The sequence below is a fragment of the Bacillus cereus group sp. BceL291 genome, assembly GCF_051776705.1.
Lineage (GTDB): Bacteria > Bacillota > Bacilli > Bacillales > Bacillaceae_G > Bacillus_A > Bacillus_A cereus.
The window spans coordinates 106656-132771 of the sequence record NZ_JBPWAP010000006.1 but is presented as its reverse complement, the minus strand read 5'-3'; the positions used below and the strand labels follow the sequence as shown (position 1 = coordinate 132771).

The following is a 26116-nucleotide window of genomic DNA, read 5'->3' as shown; positions in this document are numbered from 1 at the left end:
TGATACTAAATACTACATATTTAGTGGTTATGTTCCCCATAGACCTATCCGTTTTATCATGAGGGGGCACAATCATACTCGTCATTGGGAGTCTTCTTCCTCAGTAATAAAACTCCCAATGACGACCAATTAGATTGCTACTTTAACGATAGAAGTTTCACATAAAGCATAGAAATGCACTTTTCTCTTACTCAGATACATCTCTTAATTTTTTTACTTCACAGATTTTACCCTATCTAGTATTTTCATAATTAACTCGCCCACGATGTCAGCTTGATGTAGTAAAAACATATGACCACCATTAACTGTTAGAAAATGAACCTCATTGCCCCATTCTACCCACTTCTTAGCCCCTTTTACTGTATAATTAGAGTCTGTTGTTCCACTAATAATATATAGGGGCGCTTTCAACAATGTTGTGTCATCATTTATATAATTCTCAATGGCACGAAAGTCTGATCGAATAACTGGAAGGATATAGTTTAAAAGCTCCTGATGTTGTAATACTTCATCCGGTAATCCTCCCAAAGACTTTATATAATCTATAAAGTCTTTATCATCTAAATGATTTGTTTTTCTTCTTATTTCAGGTGGATTCATAGCAGAGATAATAACATTTTTAGGATTTATGCCCTTACTTTCTAAAATTTGAGCCATACGGTGAACTATAATTCCTCCCATGCTATGGCCAAATAATGTAACCTCTCCCTCTAAAATTGGTTGCATCTCCATTAAATATAAATTAACAAGATCATCTATGTTATCAACTAGTGGAGAAAGATTAGGACCATGGCCTGGAGGATCAAATGAAATAAGTTTTATATCTTTCGGTAAATAATTCTTTAAAGGTAAAAAAGAATTCGAATAGCCCCCAGCATAAGGAACACAAACCAAATATTTGTTACTATTCAATCCTGGCGATAAATCTTTCATTAATTTTCTCAAGTGACTTCTCCTTTATTAAATAAAATTTTCATCAAATAGTTGTTTAATCAAACAAATTATCAATTTCTTCATCACTAAGGTTTAAGGTTTCAAAATCTGATGAAGTAAATTCTTTAGTTTGCATTTGACAACAGGATTGGATATATGTCTGTAGTCGTTCTAGATAATCTGAAAATAAATTTTCTACAAAATTCTTTTGAAAATAACTTGTACTAAATGTCACATGAATTTCTAAGCTTTTATTCTTAACCATGGCCACAATATCCAATAATGCAGTAATATGATTATCTTTTGATTGTTCACTGCCACTTTGATAATCAACAATAGTAAACCATCCATCCCCGAGAGAATTATCTATCCCTCCTAAATAGTTAAAACGAATTATATTTTGAGTTAAATCTTTGCAAGAAGGAAACTTCTCTTTAAGAATTCCATATCCAATTCCCTTATTAGGTCTTTTACGAACCTCTTCTTTAACACTCTTTATTTGATTAGCAATATTATGCGAAACTTGTAATACAATAGGATACATCGTTGTAAACCACCCTACTGTACGTGAAATATCAAGATGCTCAAATAATTCCTCTCGACCATGACCTTCTAACTCAAATTTAATTTGATCTTGGTTTGTATATTTACCTAAATTTTCTGTCAACACAGCAAGTAACAACTCCATTGGTTGTGTATTGTAAGGCACATTTGCAGTAGTTAATAGTTTTCTTGTATCATCTGCATTCAATGTAAAGGTAAGAGTCGTACAACTTTCAACAGTACTATTTTCTTTTTCTCTATTAATTTGAAAATTATTATCTAGCATGTTATCTATGGATTCCCAATAATCTAATTCAGCACGTACTAAATTAACTCCTCGACTATTTAAAGCTTCAGACCAATCTTGGAAAGAGTTAGTTTTTAATGGTAGCGATGGAACTTCTCCTAAATACAAGCTATTCAAACATCGGTTTGCATCTTCAATTAAAATACGCCAGGACACAGCATCAACAATAAGGTGGTGTGCAGTTAATAATAACAACTGTTGATCATTTGAAAGCTGGAATAAGGCCCCTTTAAATAATGGTCCTACATTCAAATTTAAACTTCCTTTTAACTCTTCACCTTTTATATGAACCTGATTCAAAGCCATTTCAATTGGAATTTCAGACAAATCAAACATGGTAACCTTAGAATCAACAATGGACATATCTTCGTCATAATAGAAGTAATCCTGCTTATCCTCATACCTTAACCGTAACAAATCATGATGATGCATGATCGTATTTAACATCTTATTAACATATTCTTCTTTAACCGGCTTCTTCAAAGACAGTAATACCGATTGATTCCAATGATGCGGGTTCTTAAACTGTTGATCAAGGAACCAACGCATAATAGGAGTAAGCTCTACCTTTCCTGTTACCAATGTTTGTGAGACTGTAACATCTTTTTGTTTAACTAACATTGCTGCCAATTCACTTACAACTGGATAATTTAGTACATCTTTAACTCTAACTTTCCATCCCAGTTCTTGTAATCTAGCGCTCACTTGGATCGCTTTAATAGAATCTCCACCTAAATGATAAAAATTACTATGCAATTCGATTCTATCAGTCTGTAATATTTCCTTGAGAACTTCACTAACCATTCCAGTAACATCTTCATCTACTTCTTCTAAATGAGTATGATTAGAACCGTTATTTAACATCGGATCTGGCAACGCTTGACGATCTACCTTTCCATTAATAGTAAGCGGTAGCTGATCCATATAGATAAAAAATGAAGGAATCATATAACTTGGTAGCATATGCGAAATAAAACTGCGTATTTCTATATTTTGAACACTGTCTTTCAAAACAATGTAAGCAACTAGATGATTTGAATTATCCTCACCTTGCCAATTCACCACTACTACATCTTTAACAGACTTGTGTTGTAACAGTACATTCTCAACTTCCCCTATTTCAATACGATATCCTTTAACTTTCACTTGAGAATCCATCCGTCCTTGATACTCAATTAATCCATTTGGCAACATGACAGCTAAGTCACCACTTCGATACATCTTCTCACTCGAAATAAATGGATTGGATAAAAAACGTTGCGCTGTTAAATCCGGACGATTTAAATAACCTTTAGCTACCCCATCACCCGATATATAAATTTCTCCTTTTACACCAATAGGAACCGGCTGAAGATTCTTATCCAATAAATATATTTGAACATTATCAGCTGGTGTACCAATTGGTACGGATGCTCTTCGATCTAGATCTGGATCATAACGATGAATCATACATCCAACCACAGTTTCAGTTGGTCCATATTCATTAATTATTTCAACTTTACCGCTAAAAAGATCATATATCTTTTCGGCGACTGAGGTTTTCAAATCCTCTCCACCCACAATCAATCTGCGAAGAGATGAAACTCTTGGGGGTGAATAGTTATTTAACAATGCTAAATGTGAAGGCGTAACTTTCAACACTGTTACTACATTTTCCTTGAGTATTTTTGACAAAATAAACTCATCTTCATTATCATGATATATTACTAACAATAAACCACTTATTAAAGGAGTGAATATTGAAGTTACTGTTAAATCAAAAGAAACGGATGAATATAATGCAAAAACATCATTTTCACTACTAATATAGTTCTTTTTAGCCCAGGAAATATAGTTAACCAATCCACGTTGAGTGATTACAGTTCCTTTAGGATTCCCCGTGGTTCCAGAGGTATAAATTATATATATTGGATCATTTGGTGCATTTACTAGGTTTAGATTGGCATTATCTCCTTCATAAAGTTTCTGATCACATATATTAATTTTCTCACCTAAATATTCTAAATTACCCTCATTTGTATAGTCAGTTAAAAGTAATGTTGTGCCGCTATCATTCAAAATATAACGAATTCGGTCCTCTGGGTAGGAAGGATCTATAGGCAAATATGTACCTCCAGCCTTAATAACTCCCCAAATTGCAATTACTATCTCAAGTGAATGTTTAGCTAGTATACCCACGACTTGACCATTTTTGACTCCTTTTTCTCGTAACTTTCTTGCTAACTGATTAGATTTCTTATTTAATTCAAGATAAGTCATTGATCTATCAGCATGTTGAATTGCTATTTTTTCTGGTGTCTGTTTTACTTGTTCTTCAAATAATTCTTGAATAGTTTTTTCTTTCGGATACACAACAGCTGTATTGTTAAATTTCTCTAACATAAACTTTTGCTCATCATCCGATAACAAAGATAATTCTTTTATCGATTGATCTTCATTACGTAAAACTTGTTCTATTAAAGTTAAAAACCTCTCATGCATACAATTAATTTGATCTTCTTCAAAATCCGCGACTTTATAATCATATTGAATTTCTAAACCTTCATCTGCCCATTCCTTAATAACTAACTGCAATGAATAGGCTTGGTAGCCACTATAAAACTCCACGTTTTCTAAAGAAAATCCATCGATAGTATTTTTAAGTTTTGTATTGTAGTAATTCACACTATATTGAAATAAACCATCGTATCCTTTACTAGTCAATTGCAAGTCTTTTACCAATAAGTTATAAGGATAACGCTGATGAAATAGACATTGTTTTATTTCATGATTTACTCTTTTAATGAAAGATAGAACACTCTCATCTTCATCCACATTTAACCGTAACGGCATTGTGCTAGTAAACATACCTACTATTTTCTTTTCTAGTACACCGGAACGATTTAGTACAGGAGATCCAATGATTATGTCTGATTGATCATACATTTTATGAATATAAATAAGCATAAAGGTTGAAAATAATGTATTCATAGATATTCTATGTTTTTGTATAAAAGACTGTAGTGCAACCGATTTTTCTTTTTCAATTAAAAATATCTTTCGTTTCCCTTCTAGAGAATGAGATGTTTTTGATAAAAAGAAATCTGGCAGATTCATAAATTTCTCATTCCAATAATTCTTATTTTTTACGTATCGAGGGGATTCCAGATATTTCTCCTCTGCTTGTAGATAAGACAGATAAGTAGATTCAACCGTATCATTTATATGCTCATCATTCTTTAACTTAGAGTAAAAATCGATAATTTGACTCGTCATAAGTTGGATTGTCCAACCATCAGCTATAATATGATGAAACTTAACAAAATAGGAGCTTTCTACATCACTTATTTTCAAGAGCACAAATTCAAACAGAGGGCCTCCTTCAAGTGGAATTTGTTTTTGAAATTCATCCTGGGCCCATTTTCTAGCTTCTAAACTTGGATTATGATGATTAGAAAAATCAATTAAACGTATTGGTGTAGGTTCAAATGGTGATATATATTGGTGGGGTTCTCTATGTTGTTGAAAAATCCGTAGACGTAAACCATCATTTTTCTTAATGAATAATTGAATTGCTTTTTCTAAAATTGTAAAATTAATTTCCCCATTAATAAGAACCATCCCTCCGATGTTATACATAGATGTGTTTGGATAAATTTGTTCATTATACCAAACTCTTTTTTGTGGATGCGTAAGAGAATGCTTTACAATTGTTTGTTGCATATTTCCACTTCCCCTCTATCCACATCCGTTGGTGTTTCCGGAAATTGTATATTAATATAGTGAGGATAAGGATTTATATTCTCAAGATTATGTTCTAAAATTAATATTCCATTTTCGTTGCTAGTTTCCTTAAATCCAGCTAATCGGTACGTAACAAACATCATACGGTTACGGTCAGTCTGTCTAAACTCAGCCAAAAAGCGTTTACCTGCCTGTTTTGTTCTTTCCATTAGATATGTAAGGAGTATAGTACCAACGCCACGGGACATTACACGACAAGACATGAGAAGAAGTTTTAGGCAGTCGGCTTCCTCCGTCCTTTTTACAAGTGTTAAACCAATCTTCCCATAGGAGCCATATTTATCTGATAACTCACAAACTAATAATAAATAATCTGGATGATTACGATAATAGTTTAATTCATCATAATCATAGGTAATACCAGTCGAATTTAATTGATTCGTACGTACTGTTAACTCCTCTGCACGCTGTAAATCTTCCTCACGAGCCTCACTAATCACAAAATTCATCCCAAGTGAAGCTAAAAATTCTTCTTTTGGGCCTTCATATTCTTCTTCATCCTTCGTTCTCTTAAGATTTTCTAAATACATCAGTCTTCGACGACCTGAATCTTCTGTAATTCTTTTTGGTTGTAGTCGTGGCAAGTCTAATAACGACTTATATTCATTTACATGTATACACAGAATATCATTATGAACGCTCTGTACTTCTTCTAATTCAAAAGGTTGGTCATCAATGAACGCAAAAGTATCAATACCTATGTTTAAATTTTTTCTAATTTTCTCAATGGAACTAGATTTAGAGTTCCAATGAATCTCCGGATATAAAAAATACTCTTCTATTCCAAATTCCCGTAATTTAGCTATTGCATCTTCGTAGTTATTTTTACTAGCAACTGATTGCAGTATTCCACGTCGATCTAATTCACATATAATTTCATAAATTCCAGGTTTTAAAGTAACCGTACCACTCTCTAATAAAACACCATCCCAAATTGTACAATCTAAGTCCCAAACAACACATTTAATTTCCTTACTCATAATAATGCCTCCTTTGTTTTATTCATTTTCACAGTTCCCATCTCCATCACTATAAGCTTATCTGCCAAATGAAAATATTGATCGTCGTGAGTAATAGCAATAATACATTTACCCTTCGCTCGCATTTGAGGTAACAATTCTTCATAAAAGAAGCGTCTATAACCAGGATCTTGATCCGCTGCCCATTCATCAAATAAAAGTATAGGTCGATCTTCTAAATACGTAACCAGCAATGCCAACCTTTTCTTTTGTCCAGTTGATAGTTGCGTAGTAGTAAAGCGCCCATTCTCAATGCCAACCTTGTCACTCAGTTGGAGAAGTTCTAAATAATGATCGATTTCTGCTTTCATTCCTTCTGTATTAATTCCATATAGCCTATCAAAAACATGAAAATCACTCAGGATAGCTGAATAGTATTGATTCAATTCCTCTGGAGCTATTTCTTTTCCATTTAATAAAACGTTACCTTCATTAGGTTCATATAACCCAGTAATCAGTTTTGATAAAGTAGATTTTCCACTCCCATTACCACCAGCAATAAAGACTATTTCTCCAGAATTAAAGTCCATGTCTATTGGACCAATACCAAAACCAGTAAAATCTCCATCTTTATTCTTATACTTATAACTTACATTTTGTAGCTGCAAACAAATTGGCACATCTAAGTACTCTTTTGTTGTTGCAATTTGCTCATTTGCCTTTATATGATCTACACTCTTCACCATTTGTTGAATACGTTGCCAAGAAATACGTACATTTACGAGCTGAGGGATACCGCCCAGTATTTCATTAACTGGACCTGTCATATACAGAAAAACAATTACATAGTTACTTATCGTCTCTTTTGGCATATTAACAAAAAATTCTGGAAATACGAAAACTACAATACCAATAACAAAAATGAATAATAGTTCTCCCAGAACAAACACATTTGCAAATTTAATATCTCCTATCGTTCGTTTAACACGATAGTTATTACAGCTTTCATTCATAACTTCTCGAAAATCGTTTCGTTTTCCAGTATGAAGCCTAAGCTCTTTGAAACCATGCCTTAGATCACCAATCAAACGGAAATATACATTCTGAATATCTCTTGTTTCATTCCAAACTTTATCTGCTTGTCGTCCGATCAGAGAATATACCCCTGCAGTAATAAAGATGATACACAAGGATAGTAAAAAGGCATACATATTCATTACACCAAGATAGAGAAAACAAAACAGTAACGTTAATAAACTTGTTCCAGCAGTAACTAATAGATTGAGAGAACGAGAGATAACTTCCGTATCGTTATTTAATGTCGCCTCTATTCGTCCCTTCTCAATCAACTCCAATTTGTAATAAGGAGTCTGTAACAACTTATCTGTTAATTCCATCCTTTTTTCATAAACTAGCTCGTTTGTATACGATACAATGCTAGTTCTAATAATACGTTGTGAAAAGACATACATAACGATTCCAAGTACAAAGTAAAATAACAAGCCATTTTCCAAATTATTTGATCTAACAAACGTTTCATTAATCACAAAAATGAGAAAGGCATTACCAAATCCTGATATTAATCCCAAAACAATTAAAGTCAAAAGCGACTTTCCCTTTTGTCTTGGAAAACAAAGATTTAAGAATGTATGGATAACATAGGCCAAACCCACCCCAGCAATTGCATATATTGCAAGTACAACAGTTGAAGGAGCCCAAACTTTTATAAATGCCCACGGAAGCCCTCCAAACAAGAGATTTGGTAGTTGATAGAGTGCATAAATCATTAGCCCATATATCGCAACAACTAATACCATATGTAACCATGTTTTTCCCGTTGGTAATATAAATTTTCTTTTTCTAAAAATAATCTCCCTGATTAAATGAAATAACATGACCAATAAAGTTAGTAAACACAAAGATGAGATCACAAATAAGGCTGTTCCTATTTGATCCGTTTTCTTATATTCATCATAGAGTAACGGTTTAACTTCTTTATCTATCATCATATTTAAAAGACTGCTACCGATATAGTAAGTGTAATTACTATTCAGATTTGCTAATACTACGACCCCTATCTGTTCCTCATCACGGAAACCAATATACGATGAATAATTTGGGTTACTTCCACCATGTGAAATTTCCCCTCCACCACTTTGATAGACCTCCCATCCAGCTGCATATGAAGCTCCATTGCTATCTGGGGCAACCTTTCTATTCGCTTTATGAGAATCGTTAATCAATTCCTCCGGAAACATCCTAGGCTTTTCAACCCCAAGCTGTAATTTTAACCATCTTTCCATATCATTTATATTTGAAATAAAATATCCAGCCGGTGTATTCCCCCTATAATTAGGAGCGTCATAGGGTAATGATTGTAAGAAATTACGCTTGTAACCTTGGGCCATGTTATCTAATGGGGCCATCTCACGTCCAGCGTATGTACTCAATAGATCCAACTTTGATAGCACATGATCTTGAACATATCTTTCAAATGATTGATTAGTTGCCTTCTCGATTACTAAGCCTAATAGATCGTAGTTAACCGTAGAATATTCAAAACTGCTACCCGGCTCTCGGTTTAGTCCTATTGGCATAACATTCCTAATCGTTTTCTCAATAGAATCTTTGCCATTGGTTATAGGAATATATCCAATGGCCTTTTCCGGTATTCCACTAGTATGGTGTAATAAGTCATAAAGTGTAATTTCATAAGGTTTGCCTTTATACTCCATTTCAAACCATGAAACATATTTAGTTAAAGAATCACTAAGTTTAATTTTCCCTTCTTTTTCTAGCTGCAATACAGCTAATGCCGTAAAAGCTTTTGAAGTAGAACCTAGCTCGAAAAGCGTCTCATTCGTAACTTGACGTTTTTTGTTTGTATCGGCATAGCCATAATTCTTCTTATAAATCGTTTCATTTCCTTTTACAATTACTACTGAAAGTCCAGGAATACCCGCTTGAGATATTTGTTCTTCTATATGCTTCTGTATTTTCTTCTCATTAAACTGTACCGTTTCCTGTGCTTCCACCTGTCGATAAGGGAGTACTATTAAGGTCATTAAAATGATAAACTTCAACCATATGTTTAACTTCATATTTTTAGCCCTCTTTTAGTTAACTTGGATTAACTTTTCAATTTTCTTTTTAAATGGTTGCACAACATTTTGACCAATACGTTCAATTTCATGCTCACTAATCTGAGAAGTAATAAGAAAATAATTTGCCCCTATTTCCCAAAAATCAGTTAACGTCGAGATGACTTCCTCATAGCTACCAACTATAGAAATTGAATTAGATGGGTTAACTAAACTTAGACCTCCCCAAAGATGATCATCTATCCACATACTATCTTTTGTAATTAAATCTTTGTATCGGCGAAGTCCAACAGAATCTGCATTATCTAAAAATAGCTTAGTCATTCTCTTTAAGGCTGCTGGTGTTCTCTCAAGTAATTCATATGCCTCTTCATATGCTTCTTCTGAAGTCTCACGAGCAATGATGTCTACTAAAATAGCACCTGGAATTTTCTCGCGCCCATATTGCTTAGCGTAATTATTAACTGTTTGATAGTGTTCTCTAAGACTTTTGCGGTCTGTTGCATAAAGTATATAAGCATCACCATACTCTGCAGCTACTCTCATTGCCTCCTCGGAGGACCCCGCTACAAAGTAGCGGGCACTTCGAGAGAGATCTTCCTTTGGATAAATATCAGTATTTTCTACTTGATAAAACTCACCTTTATAGCTAGTTACTCCTCGTCTTAATTGTTGTAACAGCTCAATATATTCTTTTGTCCTAGCATATCGAACATGGTGCGGTTCTGGTAATCCATCACGCGCAAGGACAAGCGAGGCACTTCCAGTTACAATGTTAATATCTGCACGATTACCAATTAAACTATTTAAAGTATTCAATGCTTTTGCTGTTACGGTAGGAATCATCTGGTTTGTATTTTGCGCAACCAAAATCTTTACAAACTCCGTATTCATTCCAATCATAGACGCTGCTATCATTGGATCAACAGATGTTGGTGCAATCGAAACCAATACCGAGTCAAAGTTATTATTCTCAGCTCTTTTAGCTTGATTAACATATTCCTCTAGAAGTTCTTTTGTTTGTGGTGTTGGAATAACAGGTAATCCCCAGCAAAACTCAACTTTTGACGGAACTACTTCTTTATTAATCATGTTGTTCCCCTCCCTTTACTACTTTCTACTTTTTAAAGCAGATAATGTATTTTTCATAACCGATTTCGCTTTCAATAACTCTTTTTTATTTGTTAAATTGTTATTTACTTCTTGATTACTTAAATATTTAGCAAGAGATTTAATTGACGTATGCTCATAAAGAACAACTATAGGTAAGTCTCGTTTAAAGGCCTCTTTTAATTTCACATTAATACGAACAAGATCTAAAGAACTCATTCCTAGATCGAAGAAATTATCGTAGATTCCTATTTCTTCGATTCCAAACATATCTTTTAATAATTCGTATAATTGTTGTTCAATTTCATTAGTTGGTGGTCTATATGTTGTTGAAACATCTGAACGATTCTGCTTTAATCTATTCTTACTTCCTTTTTCCAATAGTTCATTATAATAGTTGGCACCATTTAAAAGTTTCCAATGTAAATCTATTGGAGAAACCACAACTTGTTGTTGATTTCTATTGATAATACTACGGAATACTTTTAAGCCCTCTTCTACAGTTACACCATCATGTAATACACTTTCCATATCCATATTAAATTGCTTTGCCCATATTTCAGCAGACTTAAGTGACATACCCACCTCTTGCCAATCTGGCCAGTTAATAGCTACAGTGAACACTCCATCATGAGCCCGCTTATAAAATGCAAATGCATCTAAAAATTCATTCGCTGCATTATAACCACTCTGACCAAATTTCATATGATACGCCACATTACCAATTGATGAACATAGTACGAAGAAATCAATTGGTTCATCTTTTAATAAAGCATCGAGCACTAGTGTACCTTTAATTTTCGGAGCTAAAATTTTATTATTAGATTCTTTTTCACGATTCATCATAATACCTAGATAATCAGCGACACCGGCTGCATGAATTACGCCATTAATAGAACCAAAACGAGATTTAGCCTTTTCAATTGCCTGTTTCATATCATCTTGATTGGAAACATCAGCACTTAGGATCATGTATTCTGCACCTTGAGACTCCATTGTCAACAAATCAGAAATAATTCGGCTTATACGCTCGTCTTTATTTTCTAGGTACTGTTCCCATTGATTACGAGGTGGGAACTCTGAGCGGCCAATCAATATAAGTTTGACATTTTGTACTCTATTAGCTAAATCTTTTGCAATTTCAAATCCAATTCCACCAAGTCCACCAGTAATTAAATAAACGCCACCCTCTCGTAATCTATCAATTTCTACATCTTCTTCCTCAAAAGGACTTTGAATAATCGTTTGAGCCCATCGATGACGTCCTCGATAAGCTACAACTATATCAGTAGAATCCACAAAACTCTCCATTAAACCCGCTTCTTCAAACATTTGTTGAGAATCTGTATCCATATCAATGGTACGACATTTTATATTTTGAAACTCAAGATTGCATATTTTTGAAAAGCCTAGAATTGTAGCTTGCTCTGGTTTTAAATTCAGCTCTGTACCTGTAACTTCGAACATACGGTCAGTAAAGATATTTAACTGTAATGCTCCCTCATAATTAATTTTCCCAATTGCTTGTGCAATATAAAGTAACGAATAATATCCTTCATCCATTGATCGTTCAATTCTCTCTTGATCGAGAATAACCTCATTAACTGGATTAAAGCTCCAAGCATGTATAATCTTATTTGGTAATAAATCTTTTTGTTCTAATTCTGAAAATAGCATTTCATAATGCATTTTTTGAGATGGACATATCGTATATAAACCGTCGGATTTTTCAGAGAAAATACCGCCTGTTTTAACTTCAATTACATCATGACCTTCTCTTTTTAATTTTTCTATCAGTCGATTGAATCTATTTAGATGATCATTGAAAATAAGCCATTTATATTTTTGTTCTTTCTTTATTTGTATAGATTTTAATGTTTTGCGTTCCCAAGAAGGCAAATAAAACCAGTCTTTAATATTAGCCTGTTTATTATGGCCTCTTGTTTCCTGAGTTAAACTCCGAGATTGAGTATTAAAAATCGGATCAGCTTTAAATCGTTTTTTCATGAAAGGATACGTTGGTAAATCTAATAACCTTTTATTCTCAATGTTATTAAAAGTATTCCAATTTATAGTTCCGCCTTGCATCCATAACCGTCCCATTTGCTTGCATAAATGCTCGAAGTCATTTGATTTATCCAGAGGATGACGTAACATGTTTAAAGCCAATTGATCTTTACTTCTATTTAAATGTTTTAATACAAAAGTTGATAATGCATTACCTGGGCCAATCTCAAGACAAATTACATTTTTTAAATGGAAAATTTCAGATAATCCCTTTGAAAATTGAACAGTACTTCGTAAATGCTTCGCCCAATAAGAAGGTGATGTAGCTTGATTTGCTGTAATCATTTCACCTGTAATATTAGATATATAAGGTATTTTAGGACTTGATAATTTTATATTTCCTACAGCTTGCTCAAATGAATCTAGAACTTCATCCATCATTCGAGAATGGAAAGCATGCGAAGTAAATAGACGTGTTGTCTTTACTCCATGATTTAAAAGTAATTCCTCAATCTTATTGATTGAAAGTACAGTACCAGAAATTACTGAATGTTGAGAGGAATTTACAGCTGCTATATCTACATCATCTGTTATATAGGTTTTTAATTCTTCAACAGATAAATTTACACTTAGCATAGCGCCTTCTGGTACGCTATTCATTAACTTCCCTCTAATCATTACTAAATGTAATGCATCTTCATAAGACATTACTTCTGCTAAACAAGCTGCTACAAACTCACCAATACTATGGCCAAACATGACCCTTGGATAAACTCCCCAATTCATTAGAAGCTTGGCTAATGCATATTCAATAGTGAATAGTAGAGGTTGCGTCATTGAAGTTCTATTTAACTGTTCAGTTCCTTTATCCTCTGTCTCCTTTGTAGGATACAAAATATTTTTCATGTCTATATCTAACCAATTCGAGAGTAAGACTAAACCTTGATCAACGTGTTCACGAAATACAGGTTCATTTTCATATAAATCTCTACCCATATTGATATACTGTGATCCTTGACCTGAAAAAAGAAAGGCTAAAGGTCTACTCTCCATTGCGTTTGTTTTCTCTAGTCCCGTATCACCAAGTTTTTCTATGGCATCCTCTATTCCATTAGCAACTACAGCAGTTCTATATGGAAATTCACGACGACCTTTTTGTAATGTATAAGCTGTATCAGATAGTGATATCTCTAGATTCTCCTTCAAATGCAATAATAGATCGTTAGTAGCTTTATCTAAGGATTCCTCTGTTTTTGCTGAAACAGTTAATAAGTTCCAAGATTGTTTTTCAAAATTCTTAGCATTGTCAGGAACAGACTCTAACACTATATGTGCATTAGTTCCACCCATCCCAAACGAACTAACACCCGCTCTTCTTACCTTTTCTTTCCATGGGATAAGTTCCGTATTTACACGAAACGGATTTTTTCCAAAATCAATGCTAGGGTTTGGGTTATTATAATGAAGACTCGGCGGAATTTTCTTGTTTTTCAAAGCTAAGACCGTCTTTATAAATCCTCCAACTCCTGCTGCAGCATCTAAATGTCCAATGTTCGTCTTCACTGATCCAATTAAAACTCTACCTGGTTCTTGCTTACCAAAAGCTAACTTCAATGCTTCTACTTCTATAGGATCACCTAGTTGCGTACCAGTACCATGAGTTTCTATATATGAGATTTCTTCAGGCTTAACGGCAGCTATTTCATGAGCCAATTTTATAACAGCAGCTTGTCCATCAACCCCTGGCGCTGTAAATCCAGCCTTATTGGACCCATCATTGTTTACTGCAGCTCCCTTAATAACTCCATGTATTAAATTCCCATCTCGAAGAGCATCCTCTAACCTTTTCAGTACTACAATACCAGCACCATTTCCACCCACTGTTCCTTGCGCATCCTTATCAAAAGCTCGACAATGACCATCTGGTGAGAAAATCATACCATCTTCATATAAATATCCTGTTTTTGTTGGATAAGTTATACTTACTCCCCCGGCCAAGGCTATATCGCATCGTCCATCGATAAGATCTGCCCATGCGTTTTGAATAGCAACTAAGGAGGTAGAACAAGCAGTTTGTACTGTAATCGCTGGTCCTTTTAGATTTAATTTATAAGCCAATCGAGTAGCAAAGAAATCTTTTTCGTTTAACAACATTGCTTGGAAATCTTCTAATGTATTAGAAGATTCACTAGCAATAGAACGAAGCCAGTGGAAATTTGGTGATCCTCCAACATAAACTCCTGTATTCATATGAGAAGAATTAACCTCACCTCCTTGTTCTAGTGCTTCCCATGCGCATTCATGAAGTATACGCAGTTGTGGATCCATCATTTCAGCTTCTTTTAGACTGTAATCAAAAAATTCATTATCAAATGCATCTACATCTTCTAAATACCCTTTAGATTTTATATAATTAGGCTTTTGAATCACTTCTTTTGGTATGCCCATCTCACTAAGCTCTTCATCTGTAAATGTTCGAATGGATTCTATCCCTTGTTCTAAATTTGACCAGAATTTCTTAAGATTAGAAGCGCCTGGCATACGAACCGCCATACCAACCACTGCTACATCATTTTTATTCATAGATAAAAGATTTTCTTTCTTAACTTCTTCAGGTTGGCAGTCCATATCATTATCAATTCTAAAGTAGGAAGCTTGATCATGAACCGTTGGGTATCGGAATAACATAGGCATTGTAAGTTCTTTTTCAAACTTGCTTCGTAAACGAGAGAACAATCGAACCATTTTTAAGGAGTTCCCTCCAACATCAAAGAAATTATCATACAATCCTACTTTTTCTACCCCCAAAACTTCCTTCCAAACATCAGCTACTGTTGTTTCAAGCTCATCTAGCAAATCATTTGGTTGTACTAACTTAGTAGGCTTAGGTAAAGCACTACGATTAACTTTTCCATTCGTAGTTAATGGCATTTCACTTAAAAGCACAAAATACATAGGTATCATATACGAAGGTATTTTGTCAGTAAGATAATAACGTAATTCATTTTGAGATATATCTTGATCAGTTAGTATATAAGCACACAGTTCTTGCTCCTCTCCAAAAGCAATAGATAAAACTACCGCTTCCTTCACATCCGCATGCTGTTGTAAATGATGTTCTATTTCTCCTGTTTCGATTCGATAACCACGTATCTTCACTTGATGATCACTACGACCTATATACTCCATCTCGCCATTTTCAAGAATACGAACTAAATCTCCTGATCTATATAATCTTTCACTTGGATTATAAGGATTCTGTATAAAACGTTCACTGTTTAGTTCAGGACGATTTAGATATCCCCGCGCAACTCCATATCCTCCAACATAAAGTTCCCCTTGCATTCCCTTAGGTGTAGGATTCATATGTTTGTCAAATACATAGCACGAATACGTAGGAAGAGGCACGCCTATAGCACTAAGATTACTGTGCATTTCTTTTTCTCCAATTTCCTTATAAGTAACATGTACTGTCGTCTCAGTTATTCCATACATATTTACTATGACCGTATTAGGTGAACGCTTAAACCAACTTTGCAGTAAACCTGGCTTCAGCATTTCCCCTCCAAATGTAATTAACCTAATTTTAAAAGTGAGTTTAGGCATCTCTTCAACTACTTGTTGAAAAACATAGAATGCAGATGGAGTTTGATTCAATACCGTTACTCCCTCATCTGCAATCAACTGAGCAAGTTTATACGTATCACGGATTGTTTCTTTTGTTGCCAGGACAAGACGTCCACCATAAGTAAGTGATCCAAATATCTCCCAAACTGACATATCAAAACAGAAAGAATGAAATAGTAACCACACATCATTACTAGAGAATTTAAAACTATTTGGTTGATGCATGACAAGTTGTATTACATTACTATGTTCAATCATAACCCCTTTAGGACGTCCTGTTGTTCCAGAAGTATAAATGACATATGCTAAATTATTTGGGGCAACATCTACTCTCTCGAAATCTTGCATCGGTATCTCATTAAGTTCTTCAATAAAAAGCATTGTGCTATCAAATTTAACTTTATCCTCAAATAAATTTGAGGTTATTATTACATTTGAACCACTATCTTGAAGAATAAAATCAATTCGTTCCTGAGGATAATCAGGATCAATTGGAACATAAGCCCCACCTGCTTTTAAAATACCAAGTAGAGAGATAATCATATTAAATGAGTAATCCAACATGACAGCTACTGGAGAATCTAAAGTTACACCTTCTTTTAAAAGAGCAAATGCCACTTTATCCGCACGCTCATTCAACTCTCCATAAGTCATCTCACTATTCTCAAATGTAAGTGCTACTCTCTCAGGATGCTTTTCAGCTTGCATCTCAATTAATTGATGAAGTGTTGTGTGTGGGAATGTAGCACTTTGATTTTGACCACCTTGAAGCAAAAACTTTTCTTCTGCCTCATCTAACATTTTAAGAGTTTGTATTGGTTGTCCTTCATCTAAAAGCATTGAATCTAATAGCTGTATAAAATGGTTAGTTATACTGATAATAATAGATTCATCAAATACATCTTCAGGCCACATCATTGCAAGTTTAATAGAATCGAAACACTCTATTGAGACGGTTAAATCATAGTTGGTCATTTCATTTACTTCATAACCTGAAATTCTTACACTTTCATCAATTTCTTTCAGCTTTTCTATATCAAGAGGATAATTCTCAACTACCATAATAGTGTCGAATGACACGTTTAAATCAACAATTGGAGTCGTTTCATATTCAGTTCTTCTTTGGACATCACTTTGAATTCTTTGTAAAAGATCTGAAACAGTCATTCTCCCATCAGCACTTACACGAAGTGGTGGTGTATTTATAAATAAACCTACCATTTCACTCAGACCGTGCATTGGAATTGAACGCCCGGATACTGTTGTACCGAATATTACGTCCTCTGAATTTTTGTACCTTTGTAATAATAGACCCCAGGCTGTATAAAATAATGTAGCCAATGTTACACCTTGATTACTTGCAAAACTTCGAAATCTATCACTTCGCTCTTTATCTATCTCTTTTACATATGTTTTTGCTTTTTTTAGTTGATTAGAATTTTTATTGGATAAATTTATTTGTTCAGTTAATTCATTTAAATATTGTTCCCAAAAAAGCTTTTGTTTTGATTTATCTTGTTTTTGTTGCCATAGTATATATTCTTTAAATTTCTTTTTATTTATAGATGATGGTACATCTCCCTTTATTAACTCTCGATATACCTTAATAAACTCTTGTAAAATAATACTATTACTCCAACCATCAAACAAAATATGATGATGACGTAAAACCATTTCATATTCGCCTTCGTTCAAGTGGCATAGTTCAATAGAAAAGGGAACTGTTTGTAAATCAAAGCTTTCTATATCATTAGAGACTTTACCATCACTATATATAATGTTCGGAGTATGCTCTTTTAGTATAAGTTGTACAGGTTGTTTAACTTTTTCCCATCGAAAAATTGTACGCAGCATTTCATTTTCCCGCGTTACATAATTCCACGCCTCTTCAAACTTTGGAATATTAATTTTTCCAGTTAAGCAAAGTCGAAGTTCTTCATGATATAACTTTCCTTCGGGTTCTTTCAAATAATGATAAAGAATACCTTCCTGCACTGGTGTAAGGGCGATTACATCTTCAATATCTTCTTTATGAATCTTTACTGCTTTCCTCATTAACAGAACCTCCTACAAGTGTGGTATGGTGGGAATATTTATCGGAACCTAATAAGGCAAGTACTTTTCTATCTATCTTTCCGCTATCCGTTAATGGCATTTCATTTACACGTACAAAACTGTTAGGTATCATATAATCTGGTAAAAATAAGCGTAGATATTTTTTTAACCTCTCTAACTCAATATCATTTTCTGACTCATAGAAAGCTATTAACTTAACTACCATCTCAGATTCTTGTCTTACAATTACCGCACATTGTAAAACTCCTTCACAAGACATTAAACACGATTCTATTTCCCCTAACTCAATACGAAGCCCATTAACTTTAACTTGAAAATCAATTCTTCCATGAAACTCAATATTTCCATCCGATCTTATTAAAGCTAAGTCACCGGTTTTATATATACGGGTATCAAGGGAATATTGTACAAACTTTTCTGCCGTTAATTGCGGCCTATTTACATATCCACGTGCTAATCCTATACCTGAGATACATAATTCTCCTATATGGCCTTCCGGAAGTTTATTACCATATTTATCAACAACAAACATCTCAATATTCTTAATTGGTCGCCCTATTGGAACGCTCCCTTCTGTAATCTCATGTGTCGGACAATCATAAGCAGTCACATCAATGGTTGCTTCAGTAGGTCCGTACAGATTAGTAAGAAGTGTACCATTAGAGAAATTTAGCAGCTTGTTAAAACGGTTTATATGTTGAGACAGTAGTGCCTCACCACTAACAAATACTTGTTTCAACGATTTTATTCGGTTAGTTTCACCTGTCACATCAAGATAGTGTAAAAATGCACTTAACATAGATGGTACAAAATGCATGATTGTCACGTCATTACTTTCAGTTGTCTCAATAATAGCCTGTGGAAACTTCTCCATCCCCGGCGCAAGAATACATACTTTGGCTCCAACTATGGCCCACCAGAACATCTCCCATACGGATACATCAAATGTATAAGGGGTCTTTTGTAATATAGTATCCTTTGAACTAATTGGATAAGCCTCTTGCATCCACTCAATTCGATTTATTAAGGCCGAATGCTCAATCATAACACCCTTAGGTTTCCCGGTTGAACCGGAAGTGTATATTACGTACACAAGATCAGAGGGTTTGTTAATACACTCTAGATTTTGACTCTTTCCTTCATAGGAAATCGAATCTAAAGCCAACATATCAGCTTTCAAACTATCTTGAAAACGATGTAGGATTTGCTTTTGCGTAAGTATTAATTTAGCACCGCTATCTTCTATAATGAATTGTAATCGTGATGATGGATGATTCGGGGAAAGCGGAAGATATGCTCCGCCCGCTTTCAATATCCCGAAAATTCCGACAACCATTTCGATAGATCGCTCTACCATAATACCTACAACTGTATCTGGACCAACTCCACCTTCACGTAAAAGACGAGCTAATTGGTTACTTTTTTCATTTAATTCCTTATAGGTTAATGTTTCTTTTTTAAAGATAACAGCAACCTCATCTGGCGTACGGACTACTTGTTCTTCAAACAGCTTTTGTATACATGTACTCATCCGGGTTGTATCACTCCTTTAGTTACAGGTATTTTTTCAATGGCACGTTTCGCTTTTTTAGCAAATCCCTTACCAAGTAATAGCTGATGAATCTGATTACTCCCCTCAACGATCTCCATTGTTTTAGAATCTCTAAAGCACCTTGATATTGAATAATTATCATTACAACCAAGTGCTCCCATAATCTGTACAGCATTCGTTGAATGCCTTGTACCTGAGCGCGATGCAAAATATTTTGCAATCATAATCTTTTCAGTAGCATCAGCTCGATGTTCATTTTTGGCCTTACAAGCTTCTAAACTAAGGAGTATAGAAGCTTCTAAATCTACTCCCATATCCGTAACCATATGTGAAATCATGCCATGATCAATTAGGGCGTTACCAAATGCGCTTCTATGTAATACATGATTCCCACAGATTTCTAAACAAGTACGTAATACACCAAGAGCAGCAAAGGCAATTGAAATACGCCCAAATTCTAAAGCATACGGTGCAAGGTAAGTAAAAGCAAATCCTGGTCTACCAATGATATTTTCTAAAGGTATTTCTACATTATTGAATTCAATTTCTGCCAAATATGCAGCTTTAAATCCAAGCATGTCTCTTAAATGAGTAACATTTACACCCACACTATCTTTTGGTACTAAACAGGCAATTGGTTGTTCACCATTTAGTTTTCCAAATACCAAAAACACATCAGCAGCTGCACCAAAAGTGATCCACTTCTTCACTCCATTAAGAATTAATTTATCCCCGTGTTGATCGAAGTTCGTTTTAATCATATTTAAATCTGATCCTGCTCCAGGTTCAGTAAGAGCTAATGCAGCTATTTGATTACCAGATGCAAGTAATGGTAACCACTGATTTTTTTGATTTTCTGTTCCCCATTTTAAAATCGTTTCTGTTACCATCGTATGGACATTAAATAATCCCGAAAGAGAGACACTACCTCTTGCTATCGCTTCAGTAAATAACCCATACGTTACATAATCCCATTCTAATCCACCATACTCCGCTGGAAGTGTTCCACCTAAATAACCATTTTTAGCACAAGTCTTTATTATGTCTGATGGAATGCCTTGTTCAATCTCCCAACTATTAGCATGAGGTTCTATATATTCACAAACAAAATCCGAAAAATTCTGATACATTTTATATTGAGATGGCTCTAAGTATTGTTTCATGTCCATTACCGAACCATTTGCTTATTTCTTATAAAATTACTAATAGAATTTACAGACTTATAGTTATCCATATCTAAGTCATCCATAGTTACCTTTATGGCAAATTCTTTTTCAAGAAAAGTCATCAATTGGATTGCAAATAAAGAATTAACTAATCCTTCTTCAAAAATCTCAGTGTCATCATTAAATTCAATACCTACATGATCTTGAATATACATATGAATAATTTGTTCTAAATTTTTATCTTGCATTTTATACACCCCTATTTATAATTTTTAATTTTTAATAAGCGTAAAAACCTTTACCACTCTTCCTACCACATTCACCAGCATCCACCATCTTTTTAAGTAACGGACAGCATCTAAACTTTGGATCTTGATATTCCTCATAAAGTACATTCAAAGAATGTAATACTGTATCTAATCCAATTAAATCTGCTGTTTCTAATGGACCCATTGTATGTCCAAAGCATTTTTTAAATATATCGTCTACCTGTTTAGGCGTTGCTACACCATCCATTACAACCCAAGCTGATTCATTCATGAATAAGTGGGAGATACGGTTAGAAACAAACCCAGTCTGATCATTAACCACAATTGCATCTTTATCTAATTGTTTGAGGAAAGATTGAGCTTTCTCGACCGTTTCATCTGAAGTTAAATACCCTCTAATAACTTCTATAGATGGTTTCATATATACCGGATTCATAAAATGCATTCCTATTATTTTATCTGGACGCTTTGTTACTCCTCCTACTTTTGTTATTGAGATACAAGACGTATTGACTCCGAAAATTGTATCCTTTTTACATATCTCATCTAATCTTCTATAGATCGGCTCTTTAATTTGCCAGTTTTCTGGAACATTTTCTACTATATAATCACATTCAGCCACTTCATCAAGATTAGTAGAGCTACTTATTAACGAAAGTACTTCTTCCTTATGCATTCTAGGAAATGCTTTATTAATTAGAGGAGCAAAGCGAACTGTCTCTAATATTTTCTCTTCCGCTATTTCTAACTGCTCTTCTGTAACATCAATTAATACCGTTTCTAGACCATGCAGCACTAAATCTACTGCCATGCCGATCCCCATTGTTCCAGCACCTACAATACCAATTTTCTTGAACATTTATCCATCATCGCTCCCTTAATATATTTATAATTTATATCTAAAAACTTTTACATTGAAGAACTCTTTGCAGGTAACGTTTTTGTTCTCTCTCTTTAATCTGTTTTTCAGTAAGTGCTGTTTTCATCATTTGGATTGCTTCTTCTACATCACTTTTCTCCACTGAATACCCCGAATTAATTTTTTCTTCCAATTGACTTTGGACCTTTTGAAATGGGAGTACTACCTTTTTCTGATAATCACTTAAATCTGTATTATAATTTTTTGTACTTACAACTACAGTTAAACACCCTGATATAACTTCTTCATAATCAGATTCTTGTAATGTAAAAGAATTTTTTGTATTTAGGATATCTTTCTCCCTTTCATAATTACATGTCGATATAGCAGGGTTAATAGCTTGCAGAAGATACTTCAAGACTTCCTTTGGTCCCATTTCAATAGCTTTCATAGACCCTTGATTCATTAGATAGTGAATCATGTCCAACCATTTCACAGGCTTTATTAATTGTAAGTAAAGGTTTTCTCTTATATTTTCTATACCTTTATACATTGAACTATCATGATTCGCTATGACAGGTACTAATGGCTGTTTCATATCTATATTTTCTAGTACACTCTTATATTTTTTAGCAGCAGGTTGCATCATAGGAGAATGAAATGGTCCACTTAATTTAAGGGGGATTGCAATTCCCCCATGCTCTACTACCATTTCACAAGCTAACTGAACCGCAGAGTTTGTACCAGAAATTGATGTTTTATTTGGAGTGTCATAAGCCGATATATATACTTCCTGTCCCTTGGTTAACAATTCTGAACAAATACCTTCAACAATTTCTGGAGCAAGATTGTTAACCCATGCCATAGTTCCATCTATAGTCAATGCATAGCTACTCAAAATCGTACTACGTTCTTGTACTAATTTTAAGGTATCTGAAAATGCAATTGCTCCAGAAGCACATAGAGCTGTATATTCTCCCAAAGAATATCCAATCATTGCCTCTGGTTTATTGCCTATTTCCTGTTCAAAAACTCGAAAAGCTGCCATGCTAGTTGTTACTAAAGCAGTCTGTGAATTTTGTAATTTTTCAAGCTCAGCTTTGTATGTCTTCTCCATACAAAGGGAAGCCATGTCTATTTTTAGAGTGTCACTTGCTTCTTCAAATATCTCACGTGCTACAGGGAAGTTTTCATAAAGGTACTTACCCATTCCAGAATAATGGGATCCTACGCCAGGAAACATAAATACAATATTCATCTTTTTATCTCCCTTATTTTCATCTTAAGCTATCTTCAACTCTATCTAATAAAGCTCGTCCCTCTTCAGTTTTTCTTAAATTGACTAAATCAACTACATAGCGAATATCTGATACATCATTCCATCCTAGATCTAGTGCAAGATTCATATGCTTTAACGAAAGATCGATTCTATCAATTAATGAATAACCACATGAAAGTAAAAAGTGATGCCATGCATTTAAATCTCCTATAGTACGAGCTTTTTGTACAAACTCACTAGCTTCATTAAAATCTGAATAGTATCTTAGTTGATGGTATGCGGTAAAAACGAAATTATCTAATTCGTTATAAGGAAACACATAAGCTGTATAGGTTTGAAGATTTGTGAATCCAACTTTTCCCGCTAGTTTAATAGATGGAATACGAAAATCCTCTGTCTTCCAATGTGGTGTTCTTCCTTGTTTTAAACAGTCATCCAAGAATGCTCTTGCAGCCAACCAAGCATACCCTTTACCTCGCTGGAATAAATCATAAGTATTAATTCCAATTTCCACATCAGTATCTGTTGCAAAAACCGATAAGCAACTAGTTACAACTTGTTCATGTACCATTACTACATAACCAAATCCATTTCGGATGAAATCCTGAGTTGACTCCCAAAAATCAACAATATCATCCCGTACCATTGCGAACTTTTTATCTGATAACATGTCGATTGTAATACGTTCCACCGTTACCTCATCAGGCATATTAGGTTTAGATAACTTATTATAAGACTCCGGATCAAAAGTAAATGTTACTCGAGTGTAAGGTTTAGGAATAAACATTTGCAATTGTTCCTCGACAACCTGTTTCCATTTTGATTCGGGTAATAATTCAACCTGAAAAAAGTCATCCCCTATCTGCTGAGCCTCAGGTGCAATTACTTCTTTAATAAAAGTTGGTAGCCTTGAAACAAAATTACTTGTAGGATCACCTAATAAATAAAAAATTTCTTGTTCTGCCCATACGAGTGCACATCTAGGGTTATTAGGATTATCCACATAAATATGTCCCTTATTGTAACCATGAGCTATACCATTAAGTATTGGATGGTTCTTATAATCAACGAGAAGTGGTGATATTTGTTTGAATTCATCCTTTTCTTTTACCAATTCATAAATCATATTCTTAAAAGTCCTCCCTTTTGAGAACAAGTGTGAAGTGCATGCTGCGCAATAATTGGCTGAAGTACCTGCGAGGTACCTTCAATAATTTCTAAAACCTTTGCTTCCCTAAATAAACGCTCAACAGGATATTCTCTTGAAAACCCGTTTCCACCAAACACTTGGACAGCGTCTGTGGCTACCTTCATAGCCATCTTTGAGGCAAAATATTTTGCAATGGTTGTTTCAATTACAGCATCAGTATGTCTATCCTGACGCTTTTTCCCAGCCTCTTGGCATAACGAACGAGCTGCTTTTATATTTACACTTGCTTCTGCTAAAATTGTTTGAATTGCTTCATATTCACATATATATTTATTTCCTTGTTTTCTTCTTCTTGAATAAGCTACCATTGCTTCTAGTGCTTCTTGAGCAATAGCTACTCCCGCCCAGGCAATACTATATCTACCATGATCAAGAGCTGTGTTAACTACATAACTCCATCCACCCCCAATTGGTCCTAACAAATTTTCAGCTGGTACCTTTACATCTTGCAAATGAATCTCAGCTATATGCGAGGAATTACTTGCTAACAGTTTACTCATTTTATTTGTAGAAACACCCGTCATTGACCGTTCAACAATAAAAGCGCTAACTTTTCCCTCACTAGACGCAAAAACTAAAAAACAATCCGCAATGTCAGCAAAAGAAATCCATTTTTTGTGCCCATTAAGAATAAAATGATCATTAACTTGTTTATAAGAAGTTCCAACAGCTTTTGCATCAGAACCAACCTCTGGCTCAGTTAGGGCAAATGAAAATAATAGGTTCCCCTTTGCCATCTCAGGCAACCATTTTCTCTTTTGCTCTTCAGTCCCCCACCTTTTAATTGACTCCCCTACTAAAGATACATGAACTGTAAGTAATTCACGAACCGAATTACAAGCTTTACCAATGATTTCAGTAAGACGACCATAATCTAAAGAATCAAGAGAAAGCCCACCATATTCTTTTGGTATCGTTGCACCCAATACACCATAACTTGAGATTTCTTGTATCACATCATAGGGAAGCTCTTCATTACTTTCAAACTCACTTGCTCGAGGCCGAAGCTTCTTTTCCGCAAACTCATCAACTACTCCCAGAATCTCTTCTGCATTACTCATACTGTGAAATTCCCATTCTTCTTTTTGTTAATTAGATCAACCATATTATTAATAGTAGAAAAGTTAATAATATCAAGTTCATCATTATCTACTACTATATCAAACTCCGTTTCTATGAAATTTAACATTTGCATAGCAAAGAGCGAATTTACATAACCTTTTTCAAATATGTTGTCATCATTAGCAACAATAGTTTCCTCTGCATTAAAAATAATAAGATTTTTTTTAATGTATTGACGTATTTTTTCATGATTATCCATGTAATTACTCCTTC

14 protein-coding genes are annotated in these 26116 nt (G+C 34.3%); all 14 read right to left on the bottom strand.

The genetic code is table 11. The features are described 5' to 3' along the window. Nucleotides 1-213: 213 nt before the first annotated feature. Genes ACS2CR_RS07150 through ACS2CR_RS07085 form a run of 14 tightly spaced genes read right to left on the bottom strand, consistent with a single transcriptional unit; the run spans nt 214 to nt 26102 of the window. Nucleotides 214-945 carry a thioesterase II family protein gene (locus tag ACS2CR_RS07150; protein WP_001228849.1) on the bottom strand — a complete coding sequence of 244 codons (732 nt, stop codon included), beginning with the start codon at nt 943-945 and terminating at the stop codon, nt 214-216. 43 nt (nt 946-988) lie between these two features. Beyond that, nucleotides 989-5485 (bottom strand): non-ribosomal peptide synthetase, encoded by a 4497-nt coding sequence (locus ACS2CR_RS07145; RefSeq protein WP_153602536.1) that lies wholly within the window; start codon nt 5483-5485, stop codon nt 989-991. Next, nucleotides 5467-6546, bottom strand: coding sequence for an HAD-IIIC family phosphatase (locus ACS2CR_RS07140; protein ID WP_000031543.1), 1080 nt, complete (start codon nt 6544-6546; stop codon nt 5467-5469). Before ACS2CR_RS07140 ends, ACS2CR_RS07145 begins: the two co-directional genes overlap by 19 nt. After that, a complete protein-coding gene (locus ACS2CR_RS07135; RefSeq protein WP_153602537.1) occupies nt 6543-9626 on the bottom strand; it encodes a cyclic peptide export ABC transporter in 3084 nt (1027 codons plus the stop codon). Before ACS2CR_RS07135 ends, ACS2CR_RS07140 begins: the two co-directional genes overlap by 4 nt. A gap of 15 nt (nt 9627-9641) precedes the next feature. Then, nucleotides 9642-10718, bottom strand: coding sequence for an LLM class flavin-dependent oxidoreductase (locus ACS2CR_RS07130; RefSeq protein ID WP_153602538.1), 1077 nt, complete (start codon nt 10716-10718; stop codon nt 9642-9644). A gap of 18 nt (nt 10719-10736) precedes the next feature. Next, nucleotides 10737-18425, bottom strand: coding sequence for a non-ribosomal peptide synthetase/type I polyketide synthase (locus ACS2CR_RS07125; protein WP_153602539.1), 7689 nt, complete (start codon nt 18423-18425; stop codon nt 10737-10739). Further along, nucleotides 18400-19977 carry a zwittermicin A synthase ZmaJ gene (zmaJ, locus tag ACS2CR_RS07120; RefSeq protein ID WP_098578151.1) on the bottom strand — a complete coding sequence of 526 codons (1578 nt, stop codon included), beginning with the start codon at nt 19975-19977 and terminating at the stop codon, nt 18400-18402. The genes ACS2CR_RS07125 and zmaJ overlap by 26 nt, the downstream gene beginning before the upstream one ends. Next, nucleotides 19974-21167, bottom strand: a complete 1194-nt coding sequence (locus ACS2CR_RS07115) for an acyl-CoA dehydrogenase family protein (protein WP_153602540.1) — start codon at nt 21165-21167, stop codon at nt 19974-19976. The genes zmaJ and ACS2CR_RS07115 overlap by 4 nt, the downstream gene beginning before the upstream one ends. Beyond that, on the bottom strand, nt 21167-21412 hold the full coding sequence (locus tag ACS2CR_RS07110) for an acyl carrier protein (protein ID WP_001152971.1): 246 nt from the start codon (nt 21410-21412) through the stop codon (nt 21167-21169). The genes ACS2CR_RS07115 and ACS2CR_RS07110 overlap by 1 nt, the downstream gene beginning before the upstream one ends. 31 nt (nt 21413-21443) lie before the next feature. Continuing rightward, a complete protein-coding gene (locus ACS2CR_RS07105) occupies nt 21444-22292 on the bottom strand; it encodes a 3-hydroxyacyl-CoA dehydrogenase family protein (RefSeq protein WP_000473347.1) in 849 nt (282 codons plus the stop codon). Between the two features lie 40 nt (nt 22293-22332). After that, nucleotides 22333-23550: an ACP S-malonyltransferase gene (locus ACS2CR_RS07100; protein ID WP_153602541.1), complete on the bottom strand. Its 1218-nt coding sequence runs from the start codon at nt 23548-23550 to the stop codon at nt 22333-22335. 19 nt (nt 23551-23569) lie between these two features. Beyond that, the gene (locus tag ACS2CR_RS07095; RefSeq protein WP_153602542.1) at nt 23570-24697 is read right to left on the bottom strand and encodes a GNAT family N-acetyltransferase; all 1128 of its coding nucleotides are present in this window, start codon (nt 24695-24697) and stop codon (nt 23570-23572) included. After that, a complete protein-coding gene (locus ACS2CR_RS07090; protein WP_000063355.1) occupies nt 24694-25842 on the bottom strand; it encodes an acyl-CoA dehydrogenase family protein in 1149 nt (382 codons plus the stop codon). Before ACS2CR_RS07090 ends, ACS2CR_RS07095 begins: the two co-directional genes overlap by 4 nt. Beyond that, complete coding sequence (locus tag ACS2CR_RS07085) at nt 25839-26102, bottom strand: acyl carrier protein (RefSeq protein ID WP_000368639.1); 264 nt, start codon at nt 26100-26102, stop codon at nt 25839-25841. The genes ACS2CR_RS07090 and ACS2CR_RS07085 overlap by 4 nt, the downstream gene beginning before the upstream one ends. Nucleotides 26103-26116: the final 14 nt, after the last annotated feature.

Excerpts from the sequence above, each read along its gene's own strand:
- ACS2CR_RS07145 (WP_153602536.1), bottom strand. The coding sequence starts at position 5,485 with ATGCAACAAACAATTGTAAAGCATTCTCTTACGCATCCACAAAAAAGA.
- ACS2CR_RS07140 (WP_000031543.1), bottom strand. The coding sequence starts at position 6,546 with ATGAGTAAGGAAATTAAATGTGTTGTTTGGGACTTAGATTGTACAATT.
- ACS2CR_RS07135 (WP_153602537.1), bottom strand. The coding sequence starts at position 9,626 with ATGAAGTTAAACATATGGTTGAAGTTTATCATTTTAATGACCTTAATA.
- ACS2CR_RS07130 (WP_153602538.1), bottom strand. The coding sequence starts at position 10,718 with ATGATTAATAAAGAAGTAGTTCCGTCAAAAGTTGAGTTTTGCTGGGGA.
- ACS2CR_RS07125 (WP_153602539.1), bottom strand. The coding sequence starts at position 18,425 with ATGAGGAAAGCAGTAAAGATTCATAAAGAAGATATTGAAGATGTAATC.
- zmaJ (WP_098578151.1), bottom strand. The coding sequence starts at position 19,977 with ATGAGTACATGTATACAAAAGCTGTTTGAAGAACAAGTAGTCCGTACG.
- ACS2CR_RS07115 (WP_153602540.1), bottom strand. The coding sequence starts at position 21,167 with ATGGACATGAAACAATACTTAGAGCCATCTCAATATAAAATGTATCAG.
- ACS2CR_RS07110 (WP_001152971.1), bottom strand. The coding sequence starts at position 21,412 with ATGCAAGATAAAAATTTAGAACAAATTATTCATATGTATATTCAAGAT.
- ACS2CR_RS07105 (WP_000473347.1), bottom strand. The coding sequence starts at position 22,292 with ATGTTCAAGAAAATTGGTATTGTAGGTGCTGGAACAATGGGGATCGGC.
- ACS2CR_RS07100 (WP_153602541.1), bottom strand. The coding sequence starts at position 23,550 with ATGAATATTGTATTTATGTTTCCTGGCGTAGGATCCCATTATTCTGGA.
- ACS2CR_RS07095 (WP_153602542.1), bottom strand. The coding sequence starts at position 24,697 with ATGATTTATGAATTGGTAAAAGAAAAGGATGAATTCAAACAAATATCA.
- ACS2CR_RS07090 (WP_000063355.1), bottom strand. The coding sequence starts at position 25,842 with ATGAGTAATGCAGAAGAGATTCTGGGAGTAGTTGATGAGTTTGCGGAA.
- ACS2CR_RS07085 (WP_000368639.1), bottom strand. The coding sequence starts at position 26,102 with ATGGATAATCATGAAAAAATACGTCAATACATTAAAAAAAATCTTATT.